At 58.7% G+C, this 11,980-nt stretch carries 13 protein-coding genes; 2 read left to right on the top strand and 11 right to left on the bottom strand.

Annotated features, from left to right (window positions below; translation table 11 throughout):
* Positions 1-73: 73 nt before the first annotated feature.
* From N2A98_RS04490 to rplM, 7 genes are all read right to left on the bottom strand, one after another.
* Complete coding sequence (locus N2A98_RS04490) at positions 74-493, bottom strand: ClpXP protease specificity-enhancing factor (protein WP_003188531.1); 420 nt, start codon at positions 491-493, stop codon at positions 74-76.
* Between the two features lie 17 nt (positions 494-510).
* On the bottom strand, positions 511-1,128 hold the full coding sequence (locus N2A98_RS04485; RefSeq protein ID WP_003188529.1) for a glutathione S-transferase N-terminal domain-containing protein: 618 nt from the start codon (positions 1,126-1,128) through the stop codon (positions 511-513).
* 148 nt (positions 1,129-1,276) lie between these two features.
* Positions 1,277-2,056: a cytochrome c1 gene (locus N2A98_RS04480; RefSeq protein ID WP_044271591.1), complete on the bottom strand. Its 780-nt coding sequence runs from the start codon at positions 2,054-2,056 to the stop codon at positions 1,277-1,279.
* Positions 2,056-3,267: a cytochrome bc complex cytochrome b subunit gene (locus tag N2A98_RS04475; RefSeq protein WP_003188526.1), complete on the bottom strand. Its 1,212-nt coding sequence runs from the start codon at positions 3,265-3,267 to the stop codon at positions 2,056-2,058. Before N2A98_RS04475 ends, N2A98_RS04480 begins: the two co-directional genes overlap by 1 nt.
* On the bottom strand, positions 3,267-3,860 hold the full coding sequence (gene petA, locus N2A98_RS04470) for a ubiquinol-cytochrome c reductase iron-sulfur subunit (protein ID WP_003188524.1): 594 nt from the start codon (positions 3,858-3,860) through the stop codon (positions 3,267-3,269). Before petA ends, N2A98_RS04475 begins: the two co-directional genes overlap by 1 nt.
* Positions 3,861-4,127: 267 nt before the next feature.
* Positions 4,128-4,520 carry a 30S ribosomal protein S9 gene (gene rpsI / locus N2A98_RS04465; RefSeq protein ID WP_002555064.1) on the bottom strand — a complete coding sequence of 131 codons (393 nt, stop codon included), beginning with the start codon at positions 4,518-4,520 and terminating at the stop codon, positions 4,128-4,130.
* Between the two features lie 14 nt (positions 4,521-4,534).
* Positions 4,535-4,963: a 50S ribosomal protein L13 gene (gene rplM / locus N2A98_RS04460; RefSeq protein ID WP_003188508.1), complete on the bottom strand. Its 429-nt coding sequence runs from the start codon at positions 4,961-4,963 to the stop codon at positions 4,535-4,537.
* A 250-nt stretch (positions 4,964-5,213) separates the two neighbouring features.
* Between rplM and N2A98_RS04455 the strand changes: the two genes are divergently transcribed.
* Positions 5,214-6,254, top strand: coding sequence for an NADP(H)-dependent aldo-keto reductase (locus N2A98_RS04455; RefSeq protein WP_275623076.1), 1,041 nt, complete (start codon positions 5,214-5,216; stop codon positions 6,252-6,254).
* A 106-nt stretch (positions 6,255-6,360) separates the two neighbouring features.
* Here the strand turns inward: N2A98_RS04455 and N2A98_RS04450 are convergent, their stop codons facing one another.
* On the bottom strand, positions 6,361-7,497 hold the full coding sequence (locus tag N2A98_RS04450) for an acyl-CoA dehydrogenase family protein (RefSeq protein ID WP_044271583.1): 1,137 nt from the start codon (positions 7,495-7,497) through the stop codon (positions 6,361-6,363).
* Positions 7,498-7,717: 220 nt separating this feature from the next.
* Between N2A98_RS04450 and N2A98_RS04445 the strand changes: the two genes are divergently transcribed.
* Positions 7,718-8,638 carry a GlxA family transcriptional regulator gene (locus N2A98_RS04445; protein WP_169855855.1) on the top strand — a complete coding sequence of 307 codons (921 nt, stop codon included), beginning with the start codon at positions 7,718-7,720 and terminating at the stop codon, positions 8,636-8,638.
* A gap of 130 nt (positions 8,639-8,768) precedes the next feature.
* Here the strand turns inward: N2A98_RS04445 and zapE are convergent, their stop codons facing one another.
* The 3 genes from zapE to N2A98_RS04430 form a co-directional block, all read right to left on the bottom strand.
* Positions 8,769-9,863, bottom strand: coding sequence for a cell division protein ZapE (gene zapE, locus N2A98_RS04440; RefSeq protein ID WP_032893582.1), 1,095 nt, complete (start codon positions 9,861-9,863; stop codon positions 8,769-8,771).
* Positions 9,864-9,942: 79 nt separating this feature from the next.
* The gene (locus N2A98_RS04435; RefSeq protein ID WP_032893583.1) at positions 9,943-11,298 is read right to left on the bottom strand and encodes a tryptophan--tRNA ligase; all 1,356 of its coding nucleotides are present in this window, start codon (positions 11,296-11,298) and stop codon (positions 9,943-9,945) included.
* A 16-nt stretch (positions 11,299-11,314) separates the two neighbouring features.
* Complete coding sequence (locus N2A98_RS04430; protein ID WP_003188497.1) at positions 11,315-11,944, bottom strand: alpha/beta fold hydrolase; 630 nt, start codon at positions 11,942-11,944, stop codon at positions 11,315-11,317.
* Positions 11,945-11,980 lie beyond the last annotated feature (36 nt).

Raw genomic sequence — 11,980 nt, 5'->3', positions numbered from 1 at the left:
TATCCTTCACGCAAAAAAAATGCCCCGACAGCTGTCGAGGCATTTTTCAGATGGGTCTGTAAGCGAAATCCGCCTACTTCACCACTTTCAAGCTTGGCCGACCGCTAGGGCGCGGCGGCTCGGCATCCGGTGGCGGTACATCATCACCGTCTTCGCCTTCGATCGTTTCGTCATCCTCTAAAGGCGACTCCAGATCGAACACCATGCCCTGGCCATTTTCCCGAGCGTAGATCCCGAGGATGGCACCGATGGGCACGAACAGCGTATGGGGCACACCGCCGAAACGCCCTTCGAAGCTCACCGCTTCGTTGTCCATGTGCAGGTGGCGCACGGCACTGGGCGATACGTTCAGCACAATTTGCCCGTCACTGGCAAAACCCTGGGGTACCTGAACCGCAGGAAATTCGGAATTGACCAGCATGTGCGGGGTGCAATCGTTGTCCACAATCCACTCATAGAGCGCGCGGACCAGGTAAGGTCGACTGGAGTTCATCAACGGCTCCTTAAGCCTTAGCGCATATCGCGTTCGGCGCCAGACAGACTCGCCTGGAAAGCCTCACGCGCAAACTGGCGCTCCATGTAATCAAGCAACGGCTTGGCCGGCCGTGGCAGTTCAATGCCCAGAATCGGCAAGCGCCAGAGTATGGGTAATAGGCAGCAATCCACCAAGCTTTGTTCCTCACTGAGGAAAAAAGGTTTATCGGCGAACAACGGCGAAACGCCGGTCAGGCTCTCGCGCAATTCCTTGCGCGCCTGCACACGAGCGGCTTCTTTGGAACGCGAATCCAGGATCACATCCACCAACCCGCACCAGTCACGCTGGATCCGATGGATCAGCAGGCGGCTGTTGGCACGCGCCACCGGGTACACCGGCAGCAAAGGCGGATGAGGGTAACGCTCATCCAGGTATTCCATCACCACGGTCGACTCCCACAACGCCAGGTCACGATCGACCAGGGTGGGCAAGCTGCCGTAAGGGTTCACTTCGATCAGCTTCGGCGGCTGACGGCCCGCCTCCACACTGATGATCTCGGCGCTGACACCCTTCTCTGCGAGCACGATGCGTACTCGGTGGGAATAGTGGTCGGCGGGGTCGGAGTAACAGGCCAACCGGTTGGTCACGCCCATGGCGGTCCTCCTCGCTTGTTGAAATTATCGAAAGCTCAAAAACGAGCGCGCCCAGAAAGCATCCCTGTAACGACCGGTTCAAACCGGCGCTACGTGTTCAGAGATGCCGCTGGGCGCGCAAGATTAACAGCAATTGCTTACGGTTGGATCAATGCACATCCTTCCAGTATTCACGCTTGAGCAAATAAGCGAATACGAAGAAGAAAGCCAGGTACAGCAAGACGTAGGTACCGATGCGCTGATGCTGCAGTTTGACCGGGTTGGCCGAGTAGGCCAGGAAGGTCACCAGGTTCTTGACCTTCTCGTCGAACTGCTCTTCGTTCAGCGTACCGGTCTTGGGCACGATGGTCAGTTGATCGCACGCTTCATGGGTCAGCGGCGTGCCGGTCAACGGATCATATTGCTTCTTGCCGTTTTCAACGACCTGAACCTGCTTGCATCCTACCACTTGGCGCCCCTGCAGGCCGACCAGAACGTTCGGCATGCCGACGTTCGGGAAGACTTTGTTGTTCACGCCATAGGGGCGCGCAGGGTCTTCGTAGAAGGACTTGAGGTAACCGTAGAGCCAGTCGGTACCGCGTACCCGGGCCACCAGGGTGAGGTCGGGCGGTGCGGCGCCGAACCAGGTCTTGGCGTCGGCCGGCTGCATGCCGATGTTCATGTGGTCGCCGATCTTGGCACCCGTGAACACCGCGTGGCTGAGCATCACTTCATGGGGAATGCCCAGGTCATCGGCAACGCGCTCATACCGTTGGAACTTGGCGCTGTGGCACCCCATGCAGTAGTTGGTGAATGTACGCAGCCCATCCTGCATGGCGGCTTTGTCAGACACATCGATATCGACTTTTTCCAACTCCGCGCCATGCTCGGCAGCGAAGGACAGTAGCGGCAGCGCCGCAAGCACGAATGCAACGAGTAATTTTTTCATCAGCCAGTCACCCTTTCCGGAACCGGTTTGGTCTTCTCGAGCCGGGTATAGAACGGCATCAGAATAAAGTAGGCGAAGTACAGGAAGGTGCAGACCTGCGACAGCAACGTCCGCTCAGGGGTAGGCGCCAATACGCCCAACACACCCAGGATCACGAACGAAATGCAGAACACCCACAGCCAGATCTTGCTCAGCCAGCCTTTGTAGCGCATCGACTTGACCGGGCTACGGTCGAGCCAAGGCAGCACGAACAGCACCGCGATGGCCGCGCCCATGGCGATCACGCCCATGAGTTTGTCGGGGATCGCGCGCAAGATCGCGTAGAACGGCGTGAAGTACCAGACCGGGGCAATGTGCTCAGGTGTCTTGAAGGCGTTGGCCTGTTCGAAGTTAGGCTTCTCCAGGAAATAACCGCCCATCTCCGGGAAAAAGAACACGATCGAGCAGAACACAAACAGGAACACCACTACGCCGACAATGTCTTTCACGGTGTAGTACGGGTGGAACGGAATGCCATCCAGCGGGATGCCGTTCTCGTCCTTGTGCTTCTTGATGTCCACACCATCCGGGTTGTTGGAACCCACTTCGTGCAGCGCCAGGATGTGCAGTACTACCAAGCCCAAAATCACGATCGGCAAGGCCACCACGTGCAAGGCGAAGAAGCGGTTCAGGGTGATGCCGGAGATCAGGTAGTCACCACGAATCCACTGGGTCAGGTCGTTGCCGATCACCGGGATTGCGCCGAACAGCGAGATGATCACCTGGGCCCCCCAGTACGACATCTGGCCCCAAGGCAGCAGGTAGCCCATGAACGCTTCGGCCATCAGCGCCAGATAGATCAACATGCCGAAGACCCACACCAGCTCACGAGGCTTCTGGTACGAGCCGTAGAGCAGGCCGCGGAACATGTGCAGGTAGACGACGATAAAGAACGCCGACGCGCCGGTGGAGTGCAGCAGGCGCAGGATCGAGCCGTACTCGACGTCACGCATGATGTATTCGACAGAAGCAAACGCTTCTTCCGCCGACGGCGTGTAGCTCATCGTCAACCACACGCCAGTGACGATCTGGTTGACCAGCACCAACAGGGCCAGGGAGCCGAAGAAGTAGAAGAAGTTGAAGTTTTTCGGCGCGTAATATTTGCTGAGATGGTCTTCCCACATTTTAGTGGCGGGGAAGCGCGCATCCACCCAATCCATGAACTTGCTCATCACGCGTTCTCCTTGTCGAGGCCAATGACAATGATGTCGTCAGATTCGTAATTGTGAGGAGGAACCGGCAGGTTCAGGGGCGCGGGCTGGGATTTGTAAACGCGGCCAGCGAGGTCATAGTGGGAACCGTGGCACGGGCAGAAATAACCACCGACCCAGTCTTTGCCCAAGTCGACAGGCGCCACTTCCGGGCGGAAGGTAGGTGAGCAACCCAGGTGGGTACACAGACCAACCAGCAGCAGAATCTCTGGTTTGATCGAACGCGCTTCGTTCTTGGCGTAGGCGGGCTGGTCGGACTTTTCGGATGTCGGGTCAGATAACTGGCCTTCGATCTTCTTCAGATTCCCCAGGATTTCCTCGGTACGACGAACAATGAAAACCGGCTGGCCGCGCCATTCAGCAATCATCTGCTGGCCTGGCTCGATCTTGCTGACATTCACCTTCACCGGTGCACCTGCGGCTTTCGCCTTGGCACTGGGAAACCATGACCCCACGAACGGGACCGCAGCCCCCACCGCTCCTGCAGCACCCACCACGGATGTGGCTGCTACCAAGAAGCGACGCCGGCCTGCATTCACGCCGTCATTGCTCATTCAGTCCTCTCCCATCAGCTTTTTGGCCTGTTAAATCAGGCGTCTACTAAGTGTTGAATCTTTACTTATAAAAATTTTGACGGATGGTAATGAAAAGCCCCACGTATGACAAGGGAATTGCCCGGAGCTCCGCCTCCAGGCCTTGTAGTATAGGGGGTCTACGGATGTGGCAAGTTGTCACGGCGAAAAATGTGCATAAATCGCAGGCAATAAAAAAACGCCCAGCTCCGTGAGGAGGCTGGGCGTTTTTGTGGAACGTAAAGCGAATTAACGCTTCGAGTACTGCGGACGCTTACGCGCTTTACGCAGACCGACTTTCTTACGTTCAACTTCACGAGCATCGCGAGTCACGAAGCCAGCTTTGCGCAGAGCGCCACGCAGGGTTTCGTCGTACTGCATCAGAGCGCGAGTGATACCGTGGCGGATTGCGCCAGCTTGACCACTTACACCGCCACCGATAACGGTGACGTAGATGTCGAACTTTTCAACGGTCTCGGTCAATTCCAGCGGCTGACGAACTACCATGCGGGCAGTTTCGCGACCGAAGAAGTTGTCCAGGGAGCGGTTGTTGATCGAGATGTTACCAGTGCCCGGACGCAGGAAAACGCGTGCGGTTGCGGTTTTGCGACGGCCAGTGCCGTAATTTTGAGTCGCCGACATAATGAACTATTCCGTTAAAACTTCAGTTCTTGGGGCTGCTGAGCAGCATGAGGGTGTACAGCGCCCGCATAGACTTTCAGCTTGCGAAACATATCGCGACCCAGTGGGCCCTTAGGCAGCATGCCTTTGACCGCGATTTCGATCGGGGCTTCAGGCTTCTTGGCAATCAGGCCTTCGAAGTTGGAAGACTTGATACCGCCTGGGAAACCGGAGTGACGGTAGTACATTTTGTCGCTTGCTTTGTTGCCGGTTACACGAACCTGCTCAGCGTTGATGATGACGATGTAGTCGCCGGTATCAACGTGCGGGGTGTATTCAGGCTTGTGCTTGCCACGCAGACGGCTGGCGACTTCAGTGGCCAGACGACCCAGGGTCTGACCAGCGGCGTCGACGACAAACCAGTCGCGCTGAACTGTTTCCGGTTTTGCAGTAAAAGTTGTCATTCTTTAATAGCCTCAGGGGCCGCCTGTAAATTTAGACGGCGGATCTTACTGAATAGTGCGTACTTTGACAAGGTCAAAGGCAGCCGGATACAGACGCTATCGGGGGCTCGGGTCGGCGCGTCCGTTCAACGGCAAGATTCTTCGGCAGGCGGCGCATCACTTCCACTGCAGAAAGAGGTGGGCAATTATGCAGATTGCGAAAAAAAATTCAACCTGCTTTTATGATTGTTTTCCCCCGAAGGAGTACCCGATGGATTACCGACAGCTGGGCCGCACCGATCTGAATGTCAGCGCGATCGCGTTGGGCACCATGACCTGGGGCGAGCAGAACAGCGAGGCAGAGGCCTTCGCGCAGATCGAACGGGCCAAGGCCGCGGGGATCAACTTCCTCGACACCGCAGAAATGTACCCGGTACCGCCCAAGGCCGACACCTACGCCACCACCGAACGCTACATTGGCAACTACTTCAAAAGCCGTGGCGACCGCGCCGACTGGGTGCTTGCCAGCAAGATCGCCGGCCCCGGCAACACCATCGACTATATCCGCGATGGCTACCTGCGCCACAACCGCAAGCACATTGGCGCAGCCCTCGACGCCAGCCTCAAGCGCCTGCAGACCGACTGGATCGACCTCTACCAACTGCACTGGCCGGAGCGCAGCACCAACTTCTTCGGCCAGTTGAGCTACAAGCACAAGGACGAAGACGACCTCACCCCACTGGAGGAAACGCTCGAAGCCCTGGACGAACAGGTGAAGGCCGGCAAGATCCGCCACATTGGCCTGTCCAACGAAACGCCGTGGGGCACCATGAAGTTCCTCGCCCTGGCCGAAGCCCGCGGCTGGCCGCGTGCAGTGTCGATCCAGAACCCCTACAACCTGCTCAACCGCAGCTTTGAAGTGGGCCTGGCGGAGGTTGCCATTCGTGAACAATGCGGCTTGCTGGCCTATTCGCCTTTGGCGTTCGGCATGCTCAGTGGCAAGTACGAGAATGGCGCACGCCCGGCCAAGGCGCGCCTGACCGAGTACAGCCGCTTCAGCCGTTACTTCAACCCGCAGTCGGAAGCGGCGTGCAGCCGCTATGTGGCTCTTGCGCGGGAACATGGCCTGGACCCGGCGCAGATGGCGCTGGCCTTTGTGACACAGCAGCCGTTTGTGACCAGCAATATTATTGGGGCCACGACGCTGGAGCAGCTGGATAGCAATATTGCCAGTGCCGAACTGAAATTGTCCAAAGAAGTGTTGGAAGGGATTGAGGCGATTCAGAAGGATCATCCAAACCCAGCACCTTGATTGATCCTTAGACCGCTATCGCAGGCAAGCCAGCTCCCACATTTTGATGTGTGAATACGTTCAAATGTGGCTTGCCTGCGATGAGGCCATCAAGAGCACCAAACAATCAAAGCGCCCGCGCAATAATCTCCTTCATGATCTCATTGGTCCCCGCATAAATGCGCTGCACCCGCGCATCCGCCCAGGCCCGGGCAATCGGGTATTCCCACATGAACCCGTAACCGCCATGCAACTGCACGCACTCATCGAGCACCTTGCATTGCAGGTCTGTGGCCCAGTACTTGGCCATCGCTGCGGTAGGCACGTCCAGCTTGCCGTCCAGGTGCATAGCCATGCACTTGTCCACAAAAACACGGCCGATCTGAATCTCGGTAGCCATCTCCGCCAGCTTGAAGCGGGTGTTCTGGAAATCGGCAATCGCCTTGCCGAACGCCTTGCGCTCGCGGGTGTAGTCCAGGGTCCATTGCAACGCCGCTTCGGCTGAGGACAGTGCGCCAATCGCCACGGTCAGGCGTTCTTGCGGAAGTTCCTGCATCAGGTAGGCAAAGCCCATGCCCGCCTGGCCCAGCAGGTTTTCCTTGGGCACGCGCACGTCCTGGAAGAATAGCTCCGAGGTGTCCTGGGCCTTCATGCCGACTTTCTCCAGGCGCTTGCCCTTGTCGAAGCCCGGCGTGTCGGCTTCCACCAGGAACAGGCTGGTGCCCTTGGCGCCGGCCTTGGGGTCGGTCTTGGCAACGACGATCACCAGATCGGCCAGGTAGCCATTGGTGATAAAGGTCTTGGAGCCGTTGATCACGTACTCATCACCGTCCAGCACCGCGGTGGTCTTGACCCCTTGCAAGTCGGAACCAGCGCCCGGCTCGGTCATGGCAATGGCCGTGACCATCTCCCCGGAGATCAATTTGGGCAGGTACTTGTGCTTCAGCGCTTCACTGCCGTAATGCAGGATGTACGGCGCGACGATATCCGAATGCAGGGAAAAGCCGATGCCGGTCAAACCCAGGCGGCTGACCTCTTCGATCACCACCGCGCTGTAGAGAAAATCCGCGCCCAGGCCGCCATATTCCTCTGGCAGGTGGGAACACAACATGCCCGCCTCCCCCGCCTGGTTCCACAGGTTACGGTCGATATAGCCCTGCTTTTCCCATTGCCCATGGAAGGGCACGGCGTGCTTTTCGAGGAAGGTGCGCACGCTCTCACGGAAGAGTTCGTGCTCCGAGCTGAACAAGGTTCTGGGGATCATGGGTCACCTGTGTGGATTGTCGGACAAGGACGAGTCCACAGAGCCTATGCCCCGAAGGCGTCACGGGACACTGGACACATGCGACAAAAAATAAGACGATCCAGCCGTCTGGTGACCACTTTCCCCTATAAGAATAAATGAAATTATGTCTAACCAAATCTCCACGCCGTTGCGGCGCGTCAGCATTTTGGCCATTGATCGGGTATTCGCTTCCACCCTCATGCAAGCCAAGGATTTCTTCCATCTCGCCAGCCTGCGCCATGGCAAACAGCAAGGCCTGGGCCTGACCCCAGGGTTCGAAACGCGCCTGGTCAGCCCCGACGGCCAGTCCGTGCGCAGCTTCAGCGATGTGATCATGCCGGTGGACGGCGGTCTCGAAGACGCCGACATCATCGTGCTGCCGGCCTTCTGGGACGACTTCGATGTGTTGTGCACCCGCTACCCCCAGGTGCTGCCGTGGCTGCGCGAACAACACGCCCGCGGGGCTGTGCTGTGCGGCGAGGCCACCGGGGTGTTCTGGCTGGCCGAAGCCGGGCTGCTCGATGGCAAGGAGGCGACCACCTACTGGCGCTTCTTCAATGCCTTCAGCGAGCGCTTCCCCAAGGTGCAGCTCAATCAGGACAAGCACCTCACAGACGCCGACAACCTGTATTGCGCCGGCGGCACCACCTCGGCCTGCGACCTTTATATCTACCTGATCGAACGCTTCTGCGGCGCCAACATCGCCCAGGCGGTGGCCCGCGACATTCTCTATGAGGTGCAGCGCAACTATTCACCGGGGCGGATCGGGTTTGGCGGGCAGAAGCTGCATCAGGATGTGATCATCCTGCAGATCCAGCATTGGCTTGAAGAGCACTTTGCCGACAAGTTCCGCTTTGAAGACGTCGCCCGGGAACACGGCATGAGCATCCGCAACTTCATGCGCCGCTTCCAGACCGCCACCGGTGACAAGCCGCTGCATTACCTGCAACGCCTGCGCATCGAGACCGCCAAGGGCCTGCTCTCGGGCAGCCGCAAGAGCATCAAGACCATCAGTTATGAGGTGGGTTACGACGATGCGAGTTTCTTTGCGCGGTTGTTCAGGCAGCACACGGAGTTGTCGCCCAACCAGTATCGGCAGCAATTCCAGCAAGCCGCCTGACCCAGGCTGAACGCGGTAAAAAATGTGGGAGCGGGCTTGCTCGCGAATGCGGACTGTCAGTCGACTTATTCATCAACTGACAGATCTCATTCGCGAGCAAGCCCGCTCCCACATTTGACTTATAGCGTGCTTAAGGCTTGTGCCCGCGCGACAGGAACTCGTGGGACTGCATTTCCAGCAGGCGGCTCAGGGTGCGCTGGAATTCGAAGTTCAAGCGGCCGCCGGTATAGAGGTCCTTGAGTTCGACTTCCGCCGAAATGATCAGCTTGACGTTACGGTCGTAGAACTCATCGACCATGTTGATAAACCGTCGCGCGATATCGTCGGTGGTCACGCCCATCTGCTCCACACCACTCAAGATCACGGCGTGGAAAATCTTGCCCAGCTCGATGTAGTCGTTCTGGCTACGCGGCCCATCGCACAGTTGGCGGAAATCGAACCAGGCCACGTCATCGCAGGTGCGCAGCGCGATGATCTCGCGGTTCTCGATCATCAGCTTGTCGTTTTCCACCGCCTGGGTGCATTCCGGTGTCAGCGCACGGAAGCTTTTCTTCAGGCTTTCGTGTGCGGCTTCGTTGAGCGGGAAGTGGAACAGCTCGGCTTGCTCCAGGTGACGCAGGCGGTAGTCGACGCCGCTGTCGACGTTGACGATATCGGTGTTCTGCTTGATCAGCGCGATGGCCGGCAGGAAGCGCGCACGTTGCAGGCCATCCTTGTACAGGCCATCGGGCACGATGTTCGACGTGGCCACCAGGGTCACACCGTTTTTGAACAGTTCTTCCATCAGCGTGCCAAGGATCATGGCGTCGGTAATGTCGGAGACGAAGAATTCATCGAAGCAGATCACCCGGGCTTCTTGGGAGAAACGCTTGGCAATGATGGTCAGCGGGTTTTTCTCGCCCGGCAGGGTCTTCATCTCTTCGTGCACGCGCTTCATGAAGCGGTGGAAGTGCGTACGTACCTTTTCCTTGAACGGCAGCGCTTCAAAGAAGGTGTCTACCAGGTAAGTCTTGCCCCGGCCCACGCCGCCCCAGAAATACAGGCCCTTGACCGGCGTGTGGTCTTTTTTGCCAAACAGCTTGCTGAACATCCCTGGCTTGCTTTGCGACGCGGCCACGAGGTCCTCGTACAGGCGCTGCAAATGACGCACGGCATTTTCCTGAGCCGCGTCGTGGAAGAACTCGGGGCGTTTCAGATCAGCTTGATATCGTTCTAGGGGCGTCATAATTTCGTTAGCAAGGCAACAAAAACGGGCCGACACTGTAACGACGGCCCCGGATAATGGCAATCAACCCTTGGTCGGGTTAATCCTCGATTGGGGCTAACGCAGCGCGCAAGGCTTCGATGGCCGCGTCACGCGAAGCTTGGTCGGCGTACTCGGCGCTGTCAGCGACTGCGGCGCCATCCAGCCATACGCTGAAGCTCAAAGCCTCGGCGCGTACGTCCAGCGCATCACCACTTTGCAGTTGCTTGGTCACCGCGCCGGCCGCTTTGCCATCGGCAAAGTTGCGCGACAGCAGCAGTTGCTCGCCATCAGCGGCCAGCAGGCGGAAGCGGAAGCTGCCGTCAGCTTCACGGAAGCTCACAAACCGCGCAGCCTTTGCCGCTTTCTTCTTGGTAGCGACTGGCGCCGCCGCCTGGTTGACGAACGAACGCAGGCCCACCGCTTCACGCAGCTCGGCCAGGAACGGTGCCGCCACAGCGCGGGCCTTCTTGGCGCCGACCTGCAGCAGGTCTTCCATGTCCGATGGGCGCGACATCAGTTGGTGGTAACGCTCGCGCGCTTCGCCGAGCTGGCCGTCGAGCAGTTGGAACAGACGGTTCTTCGCCTCGCCCCAGCCCAGGCCTTCTAACAACTGGCCACGGAATTCGGCTTCCTGGGCCTTGGTCGCGAACGCCTGGTACAGGGTGAACAGGTGCGAATTGTCCGGGTCCTTGGCTTCGCCTGGGGCGCGGGAGTCGGTGACGATCCGCGAGATCGCGTCCTTCATGTCCTTGGCGCTGGTGAACAACGGGATGGTGTTGTCGTAGCTCTTGGACATCTTGCGGCCATCCAGGCCCGGCAAGGTGGCGACGCTTTCTTCGATCAGCGCTTCGGGCATGGTGAAGAATTCTTTACCGTTGCCGAACAGGTGGTTGAAGCGCTGGCCGATGTCGCGGGCCATTTCCACGTGCTGGATCTGGTCGCGGCCCACCGGCACCTTGTGCGCGTTGAACATCAGGATGTCCGCCGCCATCAGCACCGGGTAGCTGTAAAGGCCCATGCTGATCCCCGCATCCGGGTCTTCACCGTTTTCGACGTTCTTGTCCACCGAGGCCTTGTAGGCATGGGCGCGGTTGAGCAGGCCCTTGGCGGCAACACAGGTGAGCAGCCAGGTCAGCTCCGGAATTTCCGGGATGTCCGACTGGCGGTAGAACGTTACCCGGTTCACATCCAGGCCACCGGCCAGCCAGGTCGCGGCGATTTCCATGCGCGAGCGCTGGATGCGCTGCGGGTCATCGCATTTGATCAGGGCGTGGTAGTCGGCCAGGAAGTAGAAGGAGTCGGCATTCGCGTCTTCGCTGGCGAGGATCGCCGGGCGAATCGCACCGGCGTAGTTGCCCAGGTGCGGCGTGCCGGTGGTGGTGATGCCGGTGAGGATACGGGTACGGGTCGTCATGGGTGATCGCTTGTCATCAATTCGAAAGACGTGGCAGCACCAGATCCTTGAGATCGGTCAGCTTGCCATGAAAAAAGTGTCCGCATTCTGCCACTTTCAGCAGCTCATGGGGGCGTTTCAGGGCGGCGGACCAGGCGTAGACGAGTTGCGGGTCCACAACTTCATCGGTTTCCGGCTGGATCAGGGTCAACGGGCAGCCTTGGGGCAACACGTCCGACTCGCCCAGGCGCATCACCGCCGCAGCCACCATGAACAGGTGTGCGAGCTTCTCGCCCTTGGCTTCCAGACGCCCGCCGAGGCTGGCAGCCACGTAACCGCCGAAGGAAAAACCCAGCAAGGTGATCGGCAGGTCCGGGTGCTTTTCCCGCAACCAGGTGGCGGCCGCTTCAGCATCGTCAACTTCACCGCTGGCCATATCGTGAGTACCGGCACTGGCACCGACGCCCCGGTAATTGAAACGCAAAGTAATCAAACCCGCGTCGCGGGCGGTGCGTTGCAAGGTCGATACGACTTTATTGAGCATGGTCCCACCCTGCACCGGGTTAGGGTGGCAAACCAGCGCCAGGCCACGTGGTTCGGGGTGATCCAGGTACAAGGCTTCCAATTGGCCCACCGGGCCATCGATCAAAACGGGGGTTTCACGCATGAGCAAGGATGAACTCCGTGACCTCTCAAGGGGTCG

The organism is Pseudomonas sp. FJ2-5-13 (assembly GCF_029201605.1).
Lineage (GTDB): Bacteria > Pseudomonadota > Gammaproteobacteria > Pseudomonadales > Pseudomonadaceae > Aquipseudomonas > Aquipseudomonas lactis.
The sequence above is the reverse complement of the archived record's forward strand: the minus strand, read 5'-3'. Positions and strand labels throughout refer to the sequence as shown.

Excerpts from the sequence above, each read along its gene's own strand:
- N2A98_RS04445 (WP_169855855.1), top strand. The coding sequence starts at position 7,718 with ATGCAAGCCAAGGATTTCTTCCATCTCGCCAGCCTGCGCCATGGCAAA.
- N2A98_RS04485 (WP_003188529.1), bottom strand. The coding sequence starts at position 1,128 with ATGGGCGTGACCAACCGGTTGGCCTGTTACTCCGACCCCGCCGACCAC.
- N2A98_RS04475 (WP_003188526.1), bottom strand. The coding sequence starts at position 3,267 with ATGAGCAAGTTCATGGATTGGGTGGATGCGCGCTTCCCCGCCACTAAA.
- N2A98_RS04455 (WP_275623076.1), top strand. The coding sequence starts at position 5,214 with ATGGATTACCGACAGCTGGGCCGCACCGATCTGAATGTCAGCGCGATC.
- N2A98_RS04430 (WP_003188497.1), bottom strand. The coding sequence starts at position 11,944 with ATGCGTGAAACCCCCGTTTTGATCGATGGCCCGGTGGGCCAATTGGAA.
- zapE (WP_032893582.1), bottom strand. The coding sequence starts at position 9,863 with ATGACGCCCCTAGAACGATATCAAGCTGATCTGAAACGCCCCGAGTTC.
- N2A98_RS04450 (WP_044271583.1), bottom strand. The coding sequence starts at position 7,497 with ATGATCCCCAGAACCTTGTTCAGCTCGGAGCACGAACTCTTCCGTGAG.
- N2A98_RS04490 (WP_003188531.1), bottom strand. The coding sequence starts at position 493 with ATGAACTCCAGTCGACCTTACCTGGTCCGCGCGCTCTATGAGTGGATT.
- N2A98_RS04480 (WP_044271591.1), bottom strand. The coding sequence starts at position 2,056 with ATGAAAAAATTACTCGTTGCATTCGTGCTTGCGGCGCTGCCGCTACTG.
- N2A98_RS04435 (WP_032893583.1), bottom strand. The coding sequence starts at position 11,298 with ATGACGACCCGTACCCGTATCCTCACCGGCATCACCACCACCGGCACG.
- petA (WP_003188524.1), bottom strand. The coding sequence starts at position 3,860 with ATGAGCAATGACGGCGTGAATGCAGGCCGGCGTCGCTTCTTGGTAGCA.
- rpsI (WP_002555064.1), bottom strand. The coding sequence starts at position 4,520 with ATGTCGGCGACTCAAAATTACGGCACTGGCCGTCGCAAAACCGCAACC.
- rplM (WP_003188508.1), bottom strand. The coding sequence starts at position 4,963 with ATGACAACTTTTACTGCAAAACCGGAAACAGTTCAGCGCGACTGGTTT.